This is a genomic window from Rhodopseudomonas palustris (genome assembly GCF_007005445.1).
GTDB lineage: Bacteria > Pseudomonadota > Alphaproteobacteria > Rhizobiales > Xanthobacteraceae > Rhodopseudomonas > Rhodopseudomonas palustris_G.
This window is the reverse complement of sequence record NZ_CP041387.1, coordinates 4471877-4491781: the sequence shown is the minus strand read 5'-3', so window position 1 is coordinate 4491781 and position 19905 is coordinate 4471877. Positions and strand designations below refer to the sequence as shown.

Genomic DNA, 19905 nt, shown 5'->3' with positions numbered 1-19905 from the left:
ACAAGCGGTGCGGTCATCCGACTTTCGGCGCTGATCGCGCGCATGTGCAGGGCTGTGATCGCGGTGCGTGCGCTGCGGCGAACCGGCGAAGAACGCGTTCGGCGCCGGCTCCGCCGTCAGGCGGCGCCGGTCCAGCCGCAGGCCGAAAGCCGCGGGTGCATATGCGCCGGCGGCGGTGCGGTCACCACCACCGGCGGCTTGTTGCGCGATAGCGGGATGACGATCTCGCGGGCATGCAGATGCAGCCGCGGCTCGCCGAACCGCGGACCGTTGCCGTAGATGTTGTCGCCGAAGATCGGCCACCCCATCGCGGCGCAATGCACGCGGAGCTGATGGGTCCGGCCGGTGATCGGCTCGAGCGCCAGCCAGGTGAGCTGCGCCGGCGGCGGCGCGCCGGATTTGGCGCCCGGCTTTCGAGCCAGATCGTCACACTCTCCCCCAGCACTGAGAACCCCCTCTTCCGCTTGCGGGAGAGGGGTGGGGTGAGGGCGCCCCAAGGATGGCGTCCCGTTATGGACCCCCACCCCCGACCCCTCCCCGCAAGCGGGAGGGGAGGACCGCCCCATCACCCGCCATTTCGTCAGCGACGGCAGCCCGTCCGGATCGACCTTTTGCCACCAGCCACGTTCGGCATTGAGGCGGGCGATCGGCAGGTCGATCTCACCTGAGTCTTCGATTGGGCCGCCCTCGACGATCGCCCAATAGGTCTTGGAAATCCGTGAGTGCTTGAACAGCAACCCGAGCGTGGCGGTGGCCTTGCGATGGCGGCCGAGCACCAGGCAGCCGGAGGTGTCCCGATCGAGCCGATGCGCCAGCACCGGGGGGCGCGGCAATCCGTAGCGGAGCGCGTCGAACGAGGCTTCCAGGTTCGGGCCGCCCTTGGGGCCGCGATGCACCGGCAAACCGGGCGGTTTGTCGATCACCAGCATCAGCCCGTCGCGATACAGCACGCGCGCCTGGATCTCGTCCGCGGTCAGTTCCGGCACGTCGAATTGATCGGGGTGGCTTTCGTTCATGGCACGAAACGGCTAACACAGCGCCCTGATGAGCGACACTCCGGAAAATTCGAAACAGAGCTGGTGGCGGCGGCTGTCCAGCGGCTTGAAGCGCACCTCGAGTTCGATCGGGACGGCGCTGTCGGAATTCGTTTCCAAGCGCAAGCTCGATCGGGCGATGCTCGAGGAGATCGAGGACGTCCTGCTGCGAGCCGATCTCGGCGCCGAGGTAGCGTCGCGGATCGCCAGCGCGGTCGGCGAGGGCCGCTACGACAAGATGATCTCGGCCAGCGACGTCAAAGAGATCGTCGCCGCGGAGGTCGAGAAGGTGCTGGCGCCGGTGGCGCAGCCGCTCGTCGTCGATGCCGGGAAGAAACCGTTCGTGGTGCTGATGGTCGGGGTCAACGGCTCCGGCAAGACCACCACCATAGGCAAGCTGTCGGCGCGGTTCGCGTCCGAGGGCCACAAGGTGATGCTGGCCGCCGGCGATACCTTCCGGGCTGCGGCGATCGATCAGCTCAAGGTCTGGGGCGAGCGCACCGGCACGCCGGTTGTGGCGGGCGCGCAGGGCTCCGACGCGGCCGGTCTGGCCTTCAACGCGCTGACGGCGGCGAAGGAGCAGGGCCGCGACGTGCTGCTGATCGACACCGCCGGGCGGTTGCAGAACCGCACCGAGCTGATGAGCGAGCTCGAAAAAGTGGTGCGGGTGATCAAGAAGGTCGATGCGACCGCGCCGCACGCGGTGCTGCTGGTGCTCGACGCCACCGTCGGCCAGAACGCGCTGTCGCAGGTCGAAGCATTCACCAAGACCGCCGGCGTCACCGGGCTGGTGATGACCAAGCTCGACGGCACCGCCCGCGGCGGCATCCTGGTGGCGATCGCCGAGAAGCACAAACTGCCGGTGCATTTCATCGGCGTCGGCGAAGGGGTCGACGACCTGTCGCCGTTCACCGCGCGCGATTTCGCCAAGGCGATCGCCGGCACGGAGGCCGCATGAGCGACGAGCTCCTCGAGAAGAACCGGCCGCATCCGCTGTTCAAACTGGCGACCGAGCTCGGCCCGCTGCTGGTGTTCTTCGTCGTCAACGCCAAGTTCAATCTGTTCGCCGCCACCGGCGCCTTCATGGTCGCGGTGGTGGCCGCGATGATCGCGTCCTATGCGGTCACCCGGCACGTTCCGGTCATGGCGCTGGTGACCGCGGTGGTGGTGCTGGTGTTCGGCACCCTGACGCTGGTGCTGCACGACGAGACCTTCATCAAGATGAAGCCGACCATCGTGTACGCGCTGTTCGCTGCGGTGCTCGGCGGCGGCCTGCTGTTCGGCCGCTCGTTCATCGCCATCATGTTCGATCAGGTGTTCAACCTGACGGCGCAGGGCTGGCGCAAGCTGACGCTGCGTTGGGCGTTGTTCTTCTTCGCCATGGCCCTGCTCAACGAAGCGGTCTGGCGGACGCAGTCGACCGACTTCTGGGTCAATTTCAAGGTATTCGGCATGGTGCCGCTGACCATGCTGTTCGCGATGACGCAAATGCCGCTGATCAAGCGCTACGCGGCCGAACCGGCGACGCTCGAACAGAGCGCCGCCGGCGAAGGCGACGTGTCGGGGCGCTGACCGCGATCCCCTCTTCCCGGCTTCGCCTCGCTTACTTCTGCTTGGCGATGATCTTGTCCTTGATGCCGTCGTAGGTCTTCTGCGGCACGATCTTCTTGTGCACCAGTTCGTCCTTGCCCTTGTAGGGCCGGCCCTTGATGATTGCGGCCGAGTACGCCTTGCCGACGCCGGGCAGTGCATCGAGCTGTTCGGCGGTCGCTGAATTGATGTCGAGGGGCTCGGTCTTCTCGGACTTCGCCGGGGCTGCCGCCTTGCTGTCGGCTTTCGGCGGAGGGGTCATCTTGTCGGATTTGGCGGTCGGCGGCGTGGCCGGCTGAGGCGCCTGCGCCATCGCGGGCGCGGCGGCGAACAGGCCGAGCGCGACGGCGGCGGCGAGCGGGGCGAGCGTGAGACGACGCAAAGTCGAAATACTCATCGGATGTCCCTCCAGAGGACGTTGTTAGTAACGTCCGAAAGCTCATCCGGATTCGTGGCGCCGCAATGGCGCTGCGATGAACGGCCGATAAACGGTCCGATTTATTTCTCGGAGGGTATTCGGCCGTGCTAACAGGCCGATCAGCTCTGCGGCGCCGCGAGCGCCTTGGCGATCTCGGGCTTCAAGACCTTCTCGAGGTTGTCCGGAGTGATCGGGCCGACCAGCTTGTAGGCGATCCTGCCGTCGCGGCCGACCACGAAGGTTTCCGGCACGCCGTACACCCCCCATTCGATCGCGGCGCGGCCGGAGACGTCGACCCCCACCGCGGCGAACGGGTTGCCGTAGCGGCCGAGGAAGCGGCGGGCGTTGTCCGGCTTGTCCTTGTAGTCGATCCCGACGAGCTGAATCCGGCTGTCTTCCGCCAGCGTCATCAGCAGCGGCGCCTCGTCGTGGCAGGGCACGCACCAGGACGCCCAGACGTTGACGACGCTGACCCTGCCCTTGAACATCGCCGGATCGAGACCGGCGACCTGGGTGCCGTCGCGGCTCAGGCCTTCCAGCGGCGGCAGCGGGGTCTGCGGCGCCGGCCGGCCGATCAGCGCCGACGGGATCCGCGATACGTCGCTGTCGCCGAGCCGAAACCAGAACAACACCGCCAGCCCGGCGAACAGCAGCGCCGGCAGCACCACCAGCCAGGAACGGCGCTTCGACGAGGCGGGGTCGAGGGTGTCGGTCATGATGATCCGTCGGGTTCAGTGGTCGGTGGCGCTGCGGCCGGAACGGCGCACGGCGCCGCGCGCTTCGAGGTCGCGCAGCCGCGCCTTCTGCTTGCGATAGTCGAGCACCACCCAGCCGATCAGCAGCAGCACCACGATCGCGGTCGCGGCGTAGGACGAGACGATGAAGTCCGCGTATTTGCCGAACATCACGCCGCCTCGGCCCGGCTGGCCTGCAGCATCTGCAGCGAGCGGACTCGCCGTCGCAGGATTTCGTTGCGCATCGCCGCCAGATGCAAGGTCAGAAACAGCAGCGAAAATCCGATCGCGGTGACCAGCAGCGGGATCAGGAACGCCTTGTCGAGCGTCGATCCGCCCATCCGCACCACCGAGGCCGGCTGGTGCAGCGTATTCCACCAGTCGACGGAGAACTTGATGATCGGCAGGTTGATGGCGCCGACCAGGGTCAGCACCGCCGCGGCGCGCGCCGCGCGCGACGGATCCTCGACCGCGCGCCACAGCGCGATCAGGCCGAGATACATCAGAAACAGCACCAGCATCGAGGTCAGCCGGGCATCCCATTCCCAATAGGTGCCCCACATCGGCCGGCCCCACAGCGAGCCGGTGACCAGCGCCAGAAACGTGAAGGCCGCGCCGATCGGCGCCGCAGTCTTGGCGGCGACGTCGGCGAGCGGATGCCGCCACACCAGGGTGCCGAGCGCGGCGATGCTCATCACCCCCCAGACGGCCATCGCCAGCCAGGCGTTCGGCACGTGCACGAACATGATCTTGACGGTGGCGCCCTGCTGGTAGTCGTCCGGCGCCAGCATCGCCTGGGTGAGGCCGGCCGCCAACGCCAATGCGGTCGCGGCCGCCAGCCACGGCAGCAGGCGCCCTGCCAGCGTCAGGAACCGGGTCGGATTGGCGAGTTCGGTCAGCTTCATGACGTCCCTGATAATGTCCGGGACCGGCGCAGGCAATGACGTGGGTCAGATCAGGGGCGACTTCCGAAGGAGTTGATCGGCGGTGAAGCGCCTGCGCGCGGGTGCGAATCCGGCGTGTCGCGGGTCCGAACCGACGGCATCGGCACCGAACCAACGACGCTGCGCCTGTTCTAGTCCAGGCCCTGCCTCAGGCTGGCGGCAGCGGCGAACGGGCCGATCACCAGGCTGAGCAGCGAGATCGCGCACAGGATCGAAAACGGCGTGCCGAACGACACCGGGCCGACGATCGCCGCCTGGGAGGCCGAAACGCCGAAGATCAGCACTGGGATCGACAGCGGCAGCACCAGAACGGCCAGCAGCAGGCCGCCGCGGCGAAGCGTCACCGCCAGCGCGGCGCCGATCATGCCGGTGAAGGTCAGCGCCGGGGTGCCGGCCAGCAGCGTCGCCATCACGGCCAGCGATGCGCTGCCGTCGAGGTTGAGCAGCAGGCCGAGTACCGGGGTCGCGACGATCAGCGGCAGCCCTGCCGCCAGCCAATGCGCCAGCGCCTTGGCGGCGCAGGTCAGCTCCAGCGGCGTGCGGCTCATCACGATCAGGTCGAGAGAGCCGTCCTCGGCGTCGGCGGTGAACAGCCGGTCGAGCGTCAGCAGGCTGGCGAGCAGCGCGCCGAGCCACAGGATCGCCGGCCCGAGCCGCTTCAAGAGCGCAAGGTCCGGGCCGACCGCGAACGGCATCAGCACCACCACGGTGAGGAAGAACAGCACCCCGATCAGCGCGCCGCCGCCGACCCGGAGCGCGATCCTGATATCGCGGCGAATGATGGCGCCGAGCGCGGTCATGCAGAGGCTCCGATCCGCTGCTCGCGCACCGGAATGCCGAGAGGCGTGTGGGTGGCGGCGACGATGATGCCGCCGCCGGCGAGGTGATCCTGCATCAAGCCGACAAACAGCTCCTGGCCTTTGACGTCGAGCGCGGAGGTCGGCTCATCCAGCAGCCAGATCGGCCGCCGGACCACCAGCAGCCGGGCGATCGACAATCGCCGCCGCTGCCCTGCGGACAGATACGCCGCCGGCAGCTCGGCCGCGTGGCCGAGCCCGACCGCCTTGATGGCGGAGCTGAGGTCGGTGCGGTCGCCGCCGAGAAAGTCGCGCCAGAACCCGAGATTTTCGGCGACGCTGAGCGACGGCTTGAGCGCGTCGCGGTGGCCGAGATAGTGCGCCTGTTCGGCGACCGGCGTATCCGGTTCCCCGCCGTCGAGCGTGATGGTTCCGGCCTCCGGTGTCAGCAGCCCGGCGATCAGCCGCAACAACGATGTCTTGCCGGCGCCGTTGTGGCCGACCAGCGCCAGTGCCTCGCCGCCGCTTGCATCGAAGGCGAGCCCGGCGAATACCTCGCGGCCACCTCGTACACATCGTAAGTCGCGCCCCGACAGCCGCATGCATCCCAACCTGTTCCGCCCCGGGATCGGAACGGCCTGCTCACAAATCGATGCGCTCGCCTGTCATTGTCGAACTGGCGGCGCAATTGGAAAGGTTCTATAAGCCGGAACTTGATGCAGCACACGATCGGCGCCTGCAAGCCGGACGGCCTGCCCCTCCGGAGCCAGCATACAAGCTCGCCCCATCGACAACGATAATCTGGGACCCGCCTTACATGACCTCGCTCGACAGCTTCAAATGCCGGAAGATCCTCAAGGTCGGCAGCAAGTCTTACGTCTATTACAGCCTGCCCACCGCCGAGAAGAATGGTCTGAAGGGGATTTCCCGTCTGCCCTATTCGATGAAGGTGCTGCTGGAAAACCTGCTGCGCAACGAGGACGACCGCACCGTCAAGAAGGCCGACATCATGGCGGTCGCCAAGTGGATGCGGAAGAAGGCGCTGGAGCACGAGATCGCCTTCCGCCCGGCGCGCGTGCTGATGCAGGACTTCACCGGCGTGCCGGCGGTGGTCGATCTGGCGGCGATGCGCAACGCGATGCAGAAGCTCGGTGGCTCGGCCGAGAAGATCAACCCGCTGGTACCGGTCGATCTCGTCATCGACCATTCGGTGATCGTCAACTTCTTCGGTAACAACCAGGCTTTCAAGAAGAACGTTGCCGAGGAGTACAAGCAGAACCAGGAGCGCTACGAGTTCCTGAAGTGGGGTCAGAAGGCGTTCTCGAACTTCTCGGTGGTGCCGCCCGGCACCGGCATCTGCCACCAGGTCAATCTCGAGTACCTGGCGCAGACGGTCTGGACCAAGAAGGAGAAGATGACCATCGGCCGCAAGACCGGCACCTTCGAGGTCGCCTATCCGGATACGCTGGTCGGTACCGACTCGCACACCACCATGGTCAACGGTCTCGCCGTGCTCGGCTGGGGCGTCGGCGGCATCGAGGCGGAAGCTGCGATGCTCGGCCAGCCGCTGTCGATGCTGTTGCCCGAAGTGGTCGGCTTCAAGCTCAAGGGTGCGCTCAAGGAAGGCGTCACCGCCACCGATCTGGTGCTGACCGTCACCCAGATGCTGCGCAAGCAGGGCGTGGTCGGCAAGTTCGTCGAGTTCTTCGGCCCGGGCCTCGATCATCTCTCGGTCGCCGACAAATCGACCATCGCCAACATGGCGCCGGAATACGGCGCGACCTGCGGCTTCTTCCCGGTCGACAGCGAAACCCTCGACTATTTGAAGACCTCCGGCCGCGCCTCGGCGCGCGTCGCGCTGGTCGAGAAATACGCCAAGGCGCAGGGCCTGTTCCGCACCGCCAAGTCGCCGGACCCGGTGTTCACCGTGACGCTGACGCTCGACCTCGCTGACGTGGTGCCGTCGCTGGCCGGACCGAAGCGTCCCGAGGGCCGCGTCGCGCTGCCGGCGGTAGCGGAAGGCTTCACCACGGCGATGGACGCCGAATACAAGAAGGCGCTGGACGGCGCCCGCTACAAGGTCGAAGGCCGTAATTTCGACCTCGGCCACGGTGATGTGGTGATCGCAGCGATCACGTCCTGCACCAACACCTCGAATCCGAGCGTGCTGATCGGTGCCGGCCTGCTGGCGCGCAACGCCGCCGCCAAGGGCCTCAAGGCGGCGCCGTGGGTGAAGACTTCGCTGGCGCCCGGTTCGCAGGTCGTCGCCGAGTACCTCGCGAATTCCGGTCTGCAGAAGGATCTCGACAAGGTCGGCTTCAACCTCGTCGGCTTCGGCTGCACCACCTGCATCGGCAATTCCGGCCCGCTGCCGGAGGAGATCTCGAAGTCGATCAACGACAACGGCATCGTCGCTGCGGCCGTGCTGTCGGGCAACCGCAACTTCGAAGGCCGCGTCTCGCCCGACGTGCAGGCGAACTACCTCGCTTCGCCGCCGCTGGTGGTGGCCTACGCGCTGGCCGGTTCGGTCACCAAGAACCTCGCGGTCGATCCGATCGGCACCGGTCGCGACGGCAAGCCGGTGTACTTGAAGGACATCTGGCCGACCACCAAGGAGATCAACGCCTTCGTCAAGAAGTACGTCACCTCCAAGGTGTTCAAGGCGCGCTACGCCGACGTGTTCAAGGGCGATACCAACTGGCGCAAGATCAAGACGGTCGAGAGCGAGACCTACAAGTGGAACATGGGCTCGACCTACGTGCAGAACCCGCCGTATTTCGAGGGCATGACCAAGCAGCCCGAGCCGATCACCGATATGGTCGACGCCCGCATCCTTGCGCTGTTCGGCGACAAGATCACCACCGATCACATCTCGCCGGCCGGTTCGATCAAGCTGACCTCGCCTGCCGGCAAGTACCTGACCGAGCATCAGGTGCGTCCGGCCGACTTCAATCAGTACGGTACCCGCCGCGGCAACCATGAAGTGATGATGCGCGGCACCTTCGCCAACATCCGCATCAAGAACCACATGCTGAAGGGCGCCGACGGCAACATTCCGGAAGGCGGCCTGACCAAGCACTGGCCGGACGGCGAACAGATGTCGATCTACGACGCCGCCATGAAGTACCAGGAAGAGAAGGTGCCGCTGGTGGTGTTCGCCGGCGCCGAATACGGCAACGGTTCGTCGCGCGACTGGGCCGCGAAGGGCACCCGGCTGCTCGGCGTCCGTGCCGTGATCTGCCAGAGCTTCGAGCGCATCCATCGCTCCAACCTCGTTGGTATGGGCGTGCTGCCGCTGACCTTCGAAGAGGGCACCTCCTGGGCCTCGCTCGGCCTCAAGGGCAACGAGAAGGTCACGATCCGGGGGCTCGAGGGCGACCTCAAGCCGCGGCAGATGCTCGAAGCCGAGATCACCTCGGCCGAAGGCAAGCGCAAGCGCGTGCCGCTGCTGTGCCGCATCGATACGCTCGACGAGCTCGATTACTATCGCAACGGCGGTATTCTGCACTACGTGCTGCGCAAGCTCGCGGCCTGAGCCAGGATCGCGGCCGGCGCGATCTCAGCCAATAGGCGCAGAAGCCTCACTGCGAAGTGAGTGGTAGGTGAACGGAAGGCGGCCTATGCAAAGGGCCGCCTTTTCGTTTTAAGGCTCCTCGATGGACGGCGGCGTGCTGCCGTCCCGAAGCACTCGGCAAAGGCGGTTCGGCAAACGACGATGGATGGTGTTGGTGGATTTTCGCGGTGGTCCGGCGCACTCGGCTTGTGCGTGACGATCGCGACGGCGAACCTTGCTGCCGCCGAGCCGCGCGCCGTGGTCGAACTGTTTACTTCGCAAGGCTGCTCGTCCTGTCCGCCCGCCGACAAGATCATCGGCGAACTCGCCCGCGATCCGTCGGTGATCGCCCTCAGCCTGCCGATCGACTATTGGGACTATCTCGGCTGGAAGGATACCCTGGCCGACCCTCGCTTCAGCGCCCGCCAACGTGCTTACTCGCAAGTGCGGGGCGATCGCGACGTGTTCACCCCGCAGGTCGTCGTCAACGGTTCGGCGCATCTGGTCGGCAGCAATCGCGCCGGCATCGACGCGGCGATCAGGACCACCGACAAGTTGGCGGGCGTGATGGCGGTGCCGGTGTCGCTTGCGGTCGAGGGCAACGAGATCAAGGTCTCGGTTGCGGCCGCGCCTCGAGGTCAGACCGCCAAAAGCGGTGAGGTCTGGATTTGTGCGGTGTCAAAAGCGGTCCCGATCGAGATCGGGCGCGGCGAGAACCGCGGCCGGCAAATCACCTACCACAACGTGGTGCGCAATCTGCTGAAGGTCGGCGACTGGAGCGGCGCGGCGGAGCATTGGGCGGTGCCGCTCGAGAACGTCGTCGGCGACGGCGTCGACGCGGCTGCCGTATACATCCAGAACGGTACGCGGGAGAAGCCGGGCGCGATGCTCGGCGCCGCGTTCACCTCCCTGAACTGACCCCTCCCCAACTCGATCAAGTTCGGTGGCGGGCGAAGTTCCAGCGCCGGGCGGCGAGAACCCGCCACGATGGCCGTGCGACGCGGACCCCAATCGAGGCGGCGGCACAAACAAAAAAGGACCAACTTGCGTCGGCCCAGGAGGGGGATTGAGGTTCTGCGTACAGGCCCGATCCCAACTGCTTCGGGGGGCTGGGGGCTGAGGAATCCGAAACCGAGGGGACCGGGCCAACGCAGTGATGGTGTTATCGCAACCGGGCTTGGCGCGCGGTTGGCGAAAATCGGGCGGCAATAAGAATTCGGCTAACGAAGCCGTGAGATCGGTTCGGCGATCGGCTGGTTTGCGAGCGTGCTGCTTTCGATCCCCTTGCGGCCGTGCGCGGCCGGCGCAATCATGTCAGCGTCGTGACAGGAGGCGCCGATGGATCTGATTTCCGGGGAGGCTGATCCCAGCGAGAGCCGCGCAGCGGAGCGCTCAGGCGCAGCTCCGCTGCAGGGACGGGTGACCTTCAACCGCCTGGAGCTCAATCGCATCCTCAATCTCTACGGCCGGATGGTGGCTGCGGGCGAGTGGCGCGATTACGCCATCGACTTCCTGAAAGATCATGCGGTGTTCTCGATCTTTCGGCGCGCGTCGGAAGTTCCGATCTACCGCATCGTCAAGGATCCGCGGCTGGCACGCAAGCAGGGGGCCTATTGCGTGATCGGCGCCTCCGGCCAGATCCTGCGCCGCGGCCACGAACTCGATCGCGTGCTGCTGGTGATCGATCGCAAGCTGGCGCTGGTGTGACCTCCCTCCGTCATTCCGGGGCGGAGCGTAGCGGCGAACCCGGAATCTCGATCGTTGCTGACAACCTCTGGATTCCGGGTTCGCTCACTTTCGTGAGCGCCCCGGAATGACTCCCTTGGATCAGGCTTCCGGCACCGTCCTGCCGCCGTCCCCCAGCGTCCGCTGCATCAGCACCGAATCCAGCCAGCGACCGAACTTGAACCCAACGTCGGTGTGGGTGCCGATCGGCACGAACCCGGCCTTGCGGTGTAGCGCGATCGAGGCCGCATTGGCGGAATCGCCGATCACCGCGATCATCTGCCGGAAGCCGCGGCTGGTACAGATCGCGACCAGATCGTCCAGCAGCGCGCTGCCGATGCCGCGGCGGTGCGCCGCCGGCTCGAGGTAGATCGAATTCTCCACCGTGAACCGATACGCCGGCCGCGGCCGGTATGGCCCCGCATAGGCGTAGCCGGCGATCGCGCCGTCGGCTGCCGCAACCAGATAGGGAAAGCCGGCGCCGGTCAGGGCTTCGAACCGCCGGGTCATCTCGGCGAGGTCGGGCGGCGTCAGTTCGAAGGTCGCGGTGCCGAACCGGACGGCCTGCTCGTAGATCGCAGTGACGGCGGGCAGGTCGGCGGACGTCGCCGGGCGGATCAGGACATTGGACATCGGCTGTCTCGGGCGGTCGCGACAGGGTGAGGCGGCGCCGTCATACGCTCCGTGCGGGCGCGTGGCCACCGTCTCTCGCGCAATGCTTATCGTCCAAAACAAAAGCCCCGGCGCAGGGCCGGGGCTTCGATCCGTCGGGGTCTCCGTCGGAGACCGTTATTCCTTCTGTCCGAGCAACTGCAACAGCAGCGTGAACAGGTTGATGAAGTTCAGGTACAGCGACAGCGCGCCGGTGATGGCGGCCCGCTCGGCGACTTCTCCGCCCATCGAGCCCGCGCCGTAGATGTAGTCGTTCTTCAGCCGCTGGGTGTCCCAGGCGGTCAGGCCGGCGAACACCAGCACGCCCACCACCGACACGATGAACTGCAGCATCGACGAGGCGACGAACAGGTTCACCAGGCTGGCGATCACGACGCCGATCAGGCCCATGATCAGGAACGAGCCCATCCCGGTCATGTCACGCTTGGTGGTGTAGCCGTAGAGGCTCAGCGCACCGAACGCCGCCGCGGTGATGAAGAACACCCGGACGATCGAGGTGTGGGTGTAGACCAGGAAGATCGACGACAGCGAGATGCCCATCAGCGCCGAGAACGCCCAGAACAGAAGCTGTGCGGTCGCCGGCTTGAGCCGGTTGATGCCGAAAGAAATGACGAACACCATCGCAAGCGGGGCGAGGATGAACACCCACTTCAGCGGGCTGACGAACATCGCCACGCCGAACGAGGTCAGCATGGTGTTGCCGACACGGGCGGCGGCTGCGCCGGCGTCCGTGGTCACTGCGCCCATATAGACGCCGAGCGCGGCCAGACCGGTGATGGCCAGGCCGATCGTCATGTAGTTGTAGATGCGCAGCATGTAGGCGCGCAGGCCGGCGTCGACGGTCGCGGTTTCGACGCGTCCGGCGGCCCGGCCGAAGGGAGAAGCGTAGTTGCGGTCCAAGTCCGACATGGTCGAGATCCCGAGTTTTGTCTGGCCGGTCGCGAAGGGTGGCGAGCGCCAGTACTAATTTATCCCGGACGGCGATCGAGCAAACTGCGCGGACTTCGAGGTCGACCCAAAATCGAGGTTGAACCCAAAATTAACGCCTGTTCATCGGGCCGTCCGACCCATGCTGATATGTGGGAAACTAACACGGACCGGGCAAGCTTTAATGCGCGGCTGAATGTCGCTCCGCTCCGGAGGGTAAAGAAAACGGCGTCCGACCTTGGTCGAAAGTGGCCGTTTCAAGCCTGTTACAGGCCGCCCGGAGCGGTGCGCCAGCGCGCCGCGCAGCCCGATGCCGCGCCGCTGCATACTCACAAATTTCGCAAAACGGAAGCTGGTTTCTGGTTGAGGGCCAGCAGCGTCCCGATCAGTCCCAGACCGACGGTGACGACCAGCGCCGCCGCCACCACCCCGGCGGCCGATCCGGCCTGCCAGACGAAGCTGAGCGTCATCAATCGTGTGACAATCAGCCACGCAGCCGCCGACCCGGCGATCACCGCAAAGCCCGCGGTGGCCAGCCCGATCAACGCATATTCGAGCGCGAAGGCCCCGATCAGACGTGCCCGGGTGGCTCCGAGCGTCTTCAGGATCACCGCGTCGTAGACCCGATGGCGATGCCCGGCGGCCAGCGCCCCGCCGAGCACCAGGATCGCCGAGATCAGGGTCACGGCGCTGGCGCCCCGCACCGCCAGCGCCAGATTGGACACCACCCCGCCCACCGTCTCCAGCGCCTCGCGGACCCGGACGCTGGTCACCATCGGGAATTTGTCGGCGACCTGCTTGATCAGCGCAGCGTCGCTCTGCGGCGTGCTCCCGGTCTCGGTCAGCGTGGCGACGTGGGTGTGCGGCGCGCCGCGGAAGGTGTCGGGCGAGAACACCAGGACGAAGTTGATCCCGAGGCTCTGCCAGTCGATGCTGCGCAGGTTGGAGATCGTGGCGGTGATGTCACGCCCGAGCACGTTGACGGTGACCTTGTCGCCGATCGTCAGGCCGAGGCCCTGCGCCAGCTTCCTGTCGAACGACACCAGCGGCGGGCCGCCGTAGTCCTTCGGCCACCAGCGCCCTTCGACCACCTTCGAGCCGGCCGGGATCTCGGTCGCATAGGTCAGGCCGCGGTCGCTTTGCAGCACCCATTCGGCGTCGGCCGCCGGCTTCAGCTCCTCGGCGCGGACGCCGCGCGCCGCGACGATCCTGCCACGGAGCATCGGCACGTCCTCCAGCGTCGCGCTCGGGGCGATCTGGCGCAGGAAGGCGCTGAACGCCTCGGTCTCGCCGGAAGGGATATCGATGAAGAAAAAGGTCGGTGCCTTTTCCGGCAGCGCGGCGCTGAACTGCCGCCGCAGGTTGCCGTCGATCTGCGACACCGTGACCAGCACCGCCAGCCCCAGGCCGAGCGACAACACCACCGACGGCGTCAAGGCGCCGGGGCGATGGATGTTGGCGACCGCCAGCCGCAGCATGGTGATGCGCGACCTCGGCAGCCGCCGGGCGATCGCCATCAGGGCGGCGGCGACGCCGCGCAGCAGTACGAATACCGCGAGCGTCGCACCGACCACCGCAACGGCGACCCGCTTGTCGTAGGCCAGGCCGATCACCAGCGCCAGCAGCGCAGCGATCACCACCCCCATCCAGGCCATGTGGGTCCAGCGCGGCCAGTGGCCGGCTGCGGTCGACGCCTCCCGGAACAGCGTCGCCACCGGAACGTCGCGGACCTGGGCCAGCGGCCACAGCCCGAACGCCAGCGCGGTCAGCAATCCGTACATCAGCGACAGCGCCAGTTCGCCGGGATGCAGTGCCGCGACCACCGGCAGCGGCAGCATCTGGCCGAACAGGCCGACGATCGCGAACGGGATCGCAGCGCCCAGCGCCAGTCCGATCACCGCGCCGATCGCGGCCAGCACGATGACCTGGGTGAGATAGATCGCGAACACGTCCCCGCCGGTCCCGCCGACCGCCTTCAGCGTCGCGATCACGTCGCGGCGGCGGTCGATATGGCTCTTCACCGCGTTGGCGACGCCGACGCCCCCGACCACCAGGGCGGCGAGCCCGACCAGGGTCAGGAACTGGGTGAACCGCGTGATGCTGCGTTCGAGTTGCGGCGAGGCGTTGCTGCGGGTCCGGATTTCCCATCCGGCTTGCGGCAGCGCCGCGCGGGTGTCGTCGGCCAGGCGCTGCGCTGCGCGGTCGTCGGTGCCGTTGTCCGGAAGCCGGACCCGATAGGTCCAGCGCACCAGGCTGCCGGGCTGCAGCAATTGCGTGGCGCGCAAGCCGTCCTCGCTGATCAGCAGCCGCGGACCGAAGCCGATATTGCCGGACAGCTTGTCCGGCTCGGCGGCGACTGCGCTGCGGATCTGCAGGTTGACGCTTCCGACCTGGATCGTGTCGCCGATCTTCAGATCGAGCCGCGCCAGCAGCGCGGCGTCGGCGGCGGCGCCATAGGTGTCGCCGCGCCGGGCCAGGACGTCGGCGAGCGGCAGCGACGGCTCGAGCTTCAACTCGCCGAGCAGCGGATAGGCGCTGTCGACGGCCTTGAGCTCGACCAGCGCCGAGCGACCGTCGTCGGTGCGGGCCATCCCGCGCATCGTGGCGGCGACCGAGACCTCGCCGCGGCTGCGCAGGAATTCCACTTCGTTCGGGGCGGCTTCGCGTTGGATCAGCGCGAACGCCGCATCACCCCCCAGCAGGGTCCGGCCCTCGCGGGCGAGACCGTCGCCGAGACTGGCGGCGACCGAGCCGACGCCGGCGATCGCCATCACCCCGAGCGCGATGCAGGCGATGAACACGTAGAATCCGTTCAGCCCGCCGCGCATCTCGCGCAGCGCGTAGCGCAGCGGAAGCATCCGGGAGCGTGCACGGGCAGGGCGCCCGGTGGCGAGGGCGGTCATCGATCAGGCCGATCGCGCGCGGGCGGCGGCGCCCGGCTGCATCGTGTCGATCCGCCCGGAACGCAGCCGCACCACCCGGTCGCAGCGTTGCGCCAGCGCCGCGTCATGGGTCACCAGCACCAGCGTCATGCCGCGCTCGACGTGCTTGGCGAACAGCAGGTCGACGATCTGCTTGCCGGTGGCCTCGTCGAGATTGCCGGTCGGTTCGTCCGCGACCAGGATGGCCGGGTCGGGCGCCAGCGCCCGGGCCAGTGCCACCCGCTGTTGCTCGCCGCCGGAGAGCTGCGCGGGATAATGATGCAGCCGTTCCCCGAGCCCGACCGACGCCAGTTCGCGGGCGGCGCGATCCGCGGCATCGGCCTGGCCGGCCAGCTCCAGCGGCACCGCCACGTTTTCCAGCGCCGTCATGGTCGGAATCAGATGGAAGGACTGAAACACGATTCCGATCTGCCGGCCGCGGAAGCGGGCCAGCGCGTCCTCGTCCAAACCATTGAAAGCGGTGCCGTCGACCACCACCTCACCGCTGTCGGGCCGCTCCAGCCCGGCCATCACCATCAGCAGGGTGGATTTGCCGGAGCCGGACGGGCCGATCAGCCCGATCGCTTCGCCGCCGGCGACGCTCAGGCTGATGTCCTTGAGAATGTGCACCCGCGCGGCGCCGCTGCCCAGCGACAGGTTGACGTTGGAGATCGCAATGGTGTCCGGCGCGCCGCCGGCCGATGACGAGGGTTCAATGAGACTGTCCATGGCTGCCTCATATGGCTATTCATTCGCGGCGGTCGAGGGGTGGGCGCGCAGGATCGCGCTGGTACTGGGCGTCTGTATGATAACGGCGCTGATCCCGGGCCAGGGCGCGCAAGCGGAAGCGACCATCAAGCCGCTGAAGGTGGTGGTGCTCGGCGATTCCCTGACCGCAGGCTACGGTCTGCCGGCCGCCGACGCGTTTCCGGCCAAGCTGCAAAAAGCGTTGAAGGCCAAAGGCATCGAGACCGAGATGGTGAATGCCGGGGTGTCCGGCGATACCGCCAGTGGCGGGCTCGCGCGGCTCGATTGGTCGGTGCCGCCCGATGCCGATGCGGTGATCGTCGAGCTCGGCGCCAACGATGCGCTGCGCGGCACCGATCCCAAAGTCCCGCGCAAGGCGCTCGACGAGATTTTGAAGCGACTGCAACAGCGCAAGATGCCGGTGCTGCTCGCCGGCATGCTGGCGCCGCCGAATTACGGCAAGGACTATGCTGCGCAGTTCAACGCGATTTATCCGGAGCTCGCCGCGACATACGACGTGCCGCTGTATCCGTTTTTCCTCGACGGGGTCGCGGCAGTTTCGAACCTCAACCAGCCCGACGGTATTCACCCCACCGCCGCAGGGGTCGACGTCATCGTCGAACGCATTCTGCCCATGGTGGAGGCGTTGCTCCGCCCGCTCCTCGGGCAGCGAAGCTGAGAAAACGGCAATTCGAACCTAAGGGCCGGATTGCCCTCAGCTTTTTGGATCCTGCGCGGGCTCCGCTGTAGCGCTGTTACACAAACGCGCTACACAATCGTATCGTTGATTCGCCGGACGTTTTGCGGACTGCCGTGTCCCGCGCGGGACGGTCCCACGATCGGGGCAGGCAGCCGCAATCGGGCCTCAGGTTCGAGGGTGTGCCGATGCCGCGTTTGTTTACGGGACTGGAGATTCCGGCCGAGATCAGCCAGACCCTGTCGAGTTTACGTGGTGGACTACCAGGGGCGCGCTGGGTCGATCCGGACGACTATCATCTCACCTTGCGGTTCATCGGCGACATCGACGGCGTCACCGCCAACGAGATCGCCTCGACGCTTTTCCGGGTCAATCGCAAGCCGTTCGAAGTGACATTGCAGGGCCTGTCCAGCTTCGGCGGCAAGAAACCCCGCGCGGTGGTCGCTTCGGTGGTACCGTCGAAGCCGCTGATCGAGCTGCAGGCCGAGCTGGAGCGGCTGATGCAGCGTGTCGGGCTCGATCCCGAGGGGCGGAAATTCACCCCGCACGTCACCCTGGCGCGGCTGCGCGGCGACGTCTCAAGCCGGGACGTGGCGGACTATCTGTCGATCCGCGGCTACTTCCCGTCCAAGGTGTTCAGGGCGGAGCGGTTCGTCCTCTACTCCGCGCGCGCCTCGACCGGTGGCGGTCCCTATATCGTCGAGGCGCCCTACGAGCTGACCCCCTGACCGGGTAGCTCCTCCGCCGCCACGCATGGCCCTCCGTCTGATTCTCGGCTTGCATTTTGCCGCCCGATCAGGCGGTAAAAGGTCGCATGTCCTCGCCGCTCTCGCTCCGCCAGCAATATCAATCCCTGATCGCCTCCGGCAGCATCGAAGCCGACCCGGCGCAGGCCCGCGCGGTGCAGGCCTTCACCCTGCTCAACGAGACGCTGGAAGGCTACAAGCCACCGAAAAAGCAAGGCTTTTTTGGCCGTCTGTTCGGCGGTGGGGATGCCGTCCAACAGCCTCCGCAGGGGCTGTACATCCACGGCGAGGTCGGCCGCGGCAAGACCATGCTGATGGACCTGTTCTTCGACGCGAGTCCGATCGCGCTGAAGCGGCGGTCGCATTTCCACGAGTTCATGGCCGAGACTCACGATCGCATCAACGGCTTTCGCCAGGCGATCAAGCGCGGCGACATTCCGGATTCGGACGTGATGGAGCTGACCGCGGCGTCGATCCTCGACGACGCCTGGCTGCTGTGCTTCGACGAGTTTCACGTCACCGACATCGCCGACGCGATGATCCTCGGCCGGCTGTTCACCAGGCTGTTCGAACTCGGCACCGTGGTGGTGGCCACCTCCAACGTCGCTCCCGACGATCTTTATAAAGGCGGCCTCAACCGCTCACTGTTCATGCCGTTCATCGGCCAGGTGAAGCGGCATATGCGAGTGCTGCGGCTCGACGCGCGAACCGATTACCGCCTGGAGAAATTCGCCGGCATGAAAGTCTGGCTGACGCCCGATGATGCCGAAGCGACCGCGACGATTGATCGGGCCTGGCAGCGGATCACCGGCACCAGCCGAGGCGAGCCGCGCGATATTTCGATCAAGGGGCGTATCCTGCATATTCCGCAGGCCGATCATCACGTCGCCAGGTTCTCATTCGCCGATCTGTGCCAGAAGCCGCTCGGCGCCGGCGATTACCTGCGGCTCGCACATGAATACCACACGCTGATGATCGACCATGTGCCGGTGATGGAATATGCCGATCGCAACGCCGCCAAGCGTTTCATCGCGCTGATCGATACGCTGTACGACAACTCGGTGAAGCTGATGGCTTCCGCCGCGGCCGAGCCTGCACGGCTCTACCGCGCCACCGACGGCTTCGAGGCGATGGAATTCAATCGCACCGTGTCGCGGCTCACCGAAATGGGCTCTGAATCCTATCTGGCGCTGCCGCACGGCCGGCGCGACTCCACCGCGACCGGCGAAACCACCGGACTGGTCGAAACCTAGGTCTGTTCCCGGCCCCCTGCGTTCGCAGGATAGCCGGCCCAACAAATGGGCGTTCGCCGACTTGAACGCATGGGGCGAAAGCGATAACCACCCAAGCGGATTTCCCACCCTCCCCACCCACGGGCTCAAAGGACTGCTTTCCCATGGCGCGCGATAAGATTGCTTTGATTGGCTCCGGCCAGATCGGCGGTACGCTGGCACACATGATCGGGCTGAAAGAGCTCGGCGACGTGGTGCTGTTCGACATCGCCGAGGGCGTGCCGCAGGGCAAGGCGCTGGACATCGCGGAGTCCTCGCCGGTCGACGGTTTCGACTCCAAGCTGACCGGTGCCAACTCCTACGAGGCGATCGAAGGCGCCCGCGTGGTGATCGTCACCGCCGGCGTGCCGCGCAAGCCGGGCATGAGCCGTGACGATCTGCTCAGCATCAACCTCAAGGTGATGGAGCAGGTCGGCGCCGGCATCAAGAAGTACGCGCCCGATGCGTTCGTGATCTGCATCACCAACCCGCTCGACGCGATGGTGTGGGCGCTGCAGAAGGCCTCCGGCCTGCCGGCCAAGAAGGTCGTCGGCATGGCCGGCGTGCTCGACTCGGCGCGGTTCCGTTACTTCCTGGCCGACGAATTCAACGTCTCGGTCGAAGACGTCACCGCCTTCGTGCTCGGTGGCCACGGCGACACCATGGTGCCGCTTGTGAAGTACTCGACCGTCGCCGGCATTCCGCTCCCCGACCTGATCAAGATGGGCTGGACCTCGCAGGCCCGCCTCGACGAGATCGTCGACCGCACCCGCAACGGCGGCGCCGAGATCGTCAACCTGCTGAAGACCGGCTCGGCGTTCTACGCCCCGGCGGCGTCGGCGATCGCGATGGCCGAGAGCTATCTGAAGGACAAGAAGCGGGTGGTGCCGGTCGCGGCTCACCTCAACGGCGAATACGGCGTCAAGGACATGTATGTCGGCGTGCCGGTGGTGATCGGCGACAAGGGCGTCGAGCGCATCGTCGAGATCGAACTGGCCGGCAAGGACAAGGAAGCGTTCGACAAGTCGGTCGCTGCCGTTCAGGGCCTGGTCGACGCCTGCAAGAAGATTGCACCCGATCTGCTCGGGCGCTGAGGAACGTCTAACCCAACTGGCTGCGCCGGCCCGGC

Annotated in this window: 20 protein-coding genes; 9 read left to right on the top strand and 11 right to left on the bottom strand. The window is 66.6% G+C overall.

Translation table 11 applies throughout. The annotated features are described in order from the left end of the window. Positions 1–116: 116 nt before the first annotated feature. Positions 117–1016, bottom strand: a complete 900-nt coding sequence (locus tag FLL57_RS20685; RefSeq protein WP_142883894.1) for an RluA family pseudouridine synthase — start codon at positions 1014–1016, stop codon at positions 117–119. 28 nt (positions 1017–1044) lie between these two features. On the opposite strand from FLL57_RS20685, the gene ftsY reads away from it, so the two are divergent. Further along, entirely contained in the window at positions 1045–1992 is a 948-nt protein-coding gene (gene ftsY / locus FLL57_RS20680) for a signal recognition particle-docking protein FtsY (RefSeq protein WP_013500266.1), read from the top strand. Beyond that, positions 1989–2606 (top strand): septation protein A, encoded by a 618-nt coding sequence (locus FLL57_RS20675; RefSeq protein WP_013500267.1) that lies wholly within the window; start codon positions 1989–1991, stop codon positions 2604–2606. The genes ftsY and FLL57_RS20675 overlap by 4 nt, the downstream gene beginning before the upstream one ends. Positions 2607–2637: 31 nt before the next feature. Here the strand turns inward: FLL57_RS20675 and FLL57_RS20670 are convergent, their stop codons facing one another. The 6 genes from FLL57_RS20670 to ccmA form a co-directional block, all read right to left on the bottom strand. Continuing rightward, the gene (locus tag FLL57_RS20670) at positions 2638–3021 is read right to left on the bottom strand and encodes a ComEA family DNA-binding protein (protein WP_185966166.1); all 384 of its coding nucleotides are present in this window, start codon (positions 3019–3021) and stop codon (positions 2638–2640) included. Positions 3022–3161: 140 nt separating this feature from the next. Continuing rightward, positions 3162–3758, bottom strand: a complete 597-nt coding sequence (locus tag FLL57_RS20665) for a DsbE family thiol:disulfide interchange protein (protein WP_013500269.1) — start codon at positions 3756–3758, stop codon at positions 3162–3164. Between the two features lie 15 nt (positions 3759–3773). Beyond that, entirely contained in the window at positions 3774–3947 is a 174-nt protein-coding gene (gene ccmD / locus FLL57_RS20660) for a heme exporter protein CcmD (RefSeq protein WP_013500270.1), read from the bottom strand. Further along, a complete protein-coding gene (locus FLL57_RS20655) occupies positions 3947–4681 on the bottom strand; it encodes a heme ABC transporter permease (RefSeq protein ID WP_013500271.1) in 735 nt (244 codons plus the stop codon). Before FLL57_RS20655 ends, ccmD begins: the two co-directional genes overlap by 1 nt. Before the next feature lie 170 nt (positions 4682–4851). Further along, entirely contained in the window at positions 4852–5520 is a 669-nt protein-coding gene (ccmB, locus tag FLL57_RS20650; protein ID WP_047309608.1) for a heme exporter protein CcmB, read from the bottom strand. Beyond that, positions 5517–6119 carry a heme ABC exporter ATP-binding protein CcmA gene (gene ccmA / locus FLL57_RS20645; RefSeq protein ID WP_142883893.1) on the bottom strand — a complete coding sequence of 201 codons (603 nt, stop codon included), beginning with the start codon at positions 6117–6119 and terminating at the stop codon, positions 5517–5519. Before ccmA ends, ccmB begins: the two co-directional genes overlap by 4 nt. A gap of 215 nt (positions 6120–6334) precedes the next feature. Between ccmA and acnA the strand changes: the two genes are divergently transcribed. The 3 genes from acnA (at position 6335) to FLL57_RS20630 (ending at position 10777) form a co-directional block, all read left to right on the top strand. After that, positions 6335–9052 (top strand): aconitate hydratase AcnA, encoded by a 2718-nt coding sequence (gene acnA, locus FLL57_RS20640; RefSeq protein WP_013500274.1) that lies wholly within the window; start codon positions 6335–6337, stop codon positions 9050–9052. A 180-nt stretch (positions 9053–9232) separates the two neighbouring features. Beyond that, positions 9233–9988, top strand: a complete 756-nt coding sequence (locus FLL57_RS20635; RefSeq protein ID WP_142884258.1) for a DUF1223 domain-containing protein — start codon at positions 9233–9235, stop codon at positions 9986–9988. A 420-nt stretch (positions 9989–10408) separates the two neighbouring features. Beyond that, positions 10409–10777 carry a DUF2794 domain-containing protein gene (locus FLL57_RS20630; RefSeq protein WP_013500276.1) on the top strand — a complete coding sequence of 123 codons (369 nt, stop codon included), beginning with the start codon at positions 10409–10411 and terminating at the stop codon, positions 10775–10777. A gap of 120 nt (positions 10778–10897) precedes the next feature. Here FLL57_RS20630 and FLL57_RS20625 read toward each other — a convergent pair whose 3' ends face one another. The 4 genes from FLL57_RS20625 to FLL57_RS20610 all read right to left on the bottom strand — a co-directional run bounded on the left by FLL57_RS20625 (position 10898) and on the right by FLL57_RS20610 (position 16044). Next, on the bottom strand, positions 10898–11428 hold the full coding sequence (locus FLL57_RS20625; protein WP_142883892.1) for a GNAT family N-acetyltransferase: 531 nt from the start codon (positions 11426–11428) through the stop codon (positions 10898–10900). Between the two features lie 156 nt (positions 11429–11584). After that, on the bottom strand, positions 11585–12376 hold the full coding sequence (locus tag FLL57_RS20620) for a Bax inhibitor-1/YccA family protein (RefSeq protein ID WP_013500278.1): 792 nt from the start codon (positions 12374–12376) through the stop codon (positions 11585–11587). Between the two features lie 347 nt (positions 12377–12723). Then, complete coding sequence (locus tag FLL57_RS20615; RefSeq protein ID WP_185966165.1) at positions 12724–15297, bottom strand: ABC transporter permease; 2574 nt, start codon at positions 15295–15297, stop codon at positions 12724–12726. Positions 15298–15300: 3 nt separating this feature from the next. Beyond that, positions 15301–16044, bottom strand: coding sequence for an ABC transporter ATP-binding protein (locus tag FLL57_RS20610; protein WP_142883891.1), 744 nt, complete (start codon positions 16042–16044; stop codon positions 15301–15303). Between the two features lie 76 nt (positions 16045–16120). Between FLL57_RS20610 and FLL57_RS20605 the strand changes: the two genes are divergently transcribed. The 4 genes from FLL57_RS20605 (at position 16121) to mdh (ending at position 19870) form a co-directional block, all read left to right on the top strand. Then, positions 16121–16741 (top strand): arylesterase, encoded by a 621-nt coding sequence (locus FLL57_RS20605; RefSeq protein WP_142884256.1) that lies wholly within the window; start codon positions 16121–16123, stop codon positions 16739–16741. Between the two features lie 206 nt (positions 16742–16947). Further along, the gene (thpR, locus tag FLL57_RS20600; RefSeq protein ID WP_013500282.1) at positions 16948–17487 is read left to right on the top strand and encodes an RNA 2',3'-cyclic phosphodiesterase; all 540 of its coding nucleotides are present in this window, start codon (positions 16948–16950) and stop codon (positions 17485–17487) included. A gap of 86 nt (positions 17488–17573) precedes the next feature. Next, positions 17574–18758, top strand: a complete 1185-nt coding sequence (zapE, locus tag FLL57_RS20595; RefSeq protein ID WP_013500283.1) for a cell division protein ZapE — start codon at positions 17574–17576, stop codon at positions 18756–18758. Positions 18759–18901: 143 nt separating this feature from the next. Further along, positions 18902–19870: a malate dehydrogenase gene (gene mdh / locus FLL57_RS20590; RefSeq protein ID WP_142883890.1), complete on the top strand. Its 969-nt coding sequence runs from the start codon at positions 18902–18904 to the stop codon at positions 19868–19870. The last annotated feature ends 35 nt before the right edge of the window (positions 19871–19905 follow it).

Excerpts from the sequence above, each read along its gene's own strand:
- FLL57_RS20625 (WP_142883892.1), bottom strand. The coding sequence starts at position 11,428 with ATGTCCAATGTCCTGATCCGCCCGGCGACGTCCGCCGACCTGCCCGCC.
- FLL57_RS20610 (WP_142883891.1), bottom strand. The coding sequence starts at position 16,044 with ATGGACAGTCTCATTGAACCCTCGTCATCGGCCGGCGGCGCGCCGGAC.
- FLL57_RS20665 (WP_013500269.1), bottom strand. The coding sequence starts at position 3,758 with ATGACCGACACCCTCGACCCCGCCTCGTCGAAGCGCCGTTCCTGGCTG.
- zapE (WP_013500283.1), top strand. The coding sequence starts at position 17,574 with ATGTCCTCGCCGCTCTCGCTCCGCCAGCAATATCAATCCCTGATCGCC.
- FLL57_RS20630 (WP_013500276.1), top strand. The coding sequence starts at position 10,409 with ATGGATCTGATTTCCGGGGAGGCTGATCCCAGCGAGAGCCGCGCAGCG.
- FLL57_RS20605 (WP_142884256.1), top strand. The coding sequence starts at position 16,121 with ATGATAACGGCGCTGATCCCGGGCCAGGGCGCGCAAGCGGAAGCGACC.
- FLL57_RS20620 (WP_013500278.1), bottom strand. The coding sequence starts at position 12,376 with ATGTCGGACTTGGACCGCAACTACGCTTCTCCCTTCGGCCGGGCCGCC.
- FLL57_RS20670 (WP_185966166.1), bottom strand. The coding sequence starts at position 3,021 with ATGAGTATTTCGACTTTGCGTCGTCTCACGCTCGCCCCGCTCGCCGCC.
- thpR (WP_013500282.1), top strand. The coding sequence starts at position 16,948 with ATGCCGCGTTTGTTTACGGGACTGGAGATTCCGGCCGAGATCAGCCAG.
- ftsY (WP_013500266.1), top strand. The coding sequence starts at position 1,045 with ATGAGCGACACTCCGGAAAATTCGAAACAGAGCTGGTGGCGGCGGCTG.
- ccmB (WP_047309608.1), bottom strand. The coding sequence starts at position 5,520 with ATGACCGCGCTCGGCGCCATCATTCGCCGCGATATCAGGATCGCGCTC.
- FLL57_RS20685 (WP_142883894.1), bottom strand. The coding sequence starts at position 1,016 with ATGAACGAAAGCCACCCCGATCAATTCGACGTGCCGGAACTGACCGCG.
- FLL57_RS20655 (WP_013500271.1), bottom strand. The coding sequence starts at position 4,681 with ATGAAGCTGACCGAACTCGCCAATCCGACCCGGTTCCTGACGCTGGCA.
- mdh (WP_142883890.1), top strand. The coding sequence starts at position 18,902 with ATGGCGCGCGATAAGATTGCTTTGATTGGCTCCGGCCAGATCGGCGGT.
- FLL57_RS20635 (WP_142884258.1), top strand. The coding sequence starts at position 9,233 with ATGGATGGTGTTGGTGGATTTTCGCGGTGGTCCGGCGCACTCGGCTTG.
- acnA (WP_013500274.1), top strand. The coding sequence starts at position 6,335 with ATGACCTCGCTCGACAGCTTCAAATGCCGGAAGATCCTCAAGGTCGGC.
- ccmA (WP_142883893.1), bottom strand. The coding sequence starts at position 6,119 with ATGCGGCTGTCGGGGCGCGACTTACGATGTGTACGAGGTGGCCGCGAG.
- FLL57_RS20675 (WP_013500267.1), top strand. The coding sequence starts at position 1,989 with ATGAGCGACGAGCTCCTCGAGAAGAACCGGCCGCATCCGCTGTTCAAA.
- ccmD (WP_013500270.1), bottom strand. The coding sequence starts at position 3,947 with ATGTTCGGCAAATACGCGGACTTCATCGTCTCGTCCTACGCCGCGACC.
- FLL57_RS20615 (WP_185966165.1), bottom strand. The coding sequence starts at position 15,297 with ATGACCGCCCTCGCCACCGGGCGCCCTGCCCGTGCACGCTCCCGGATG.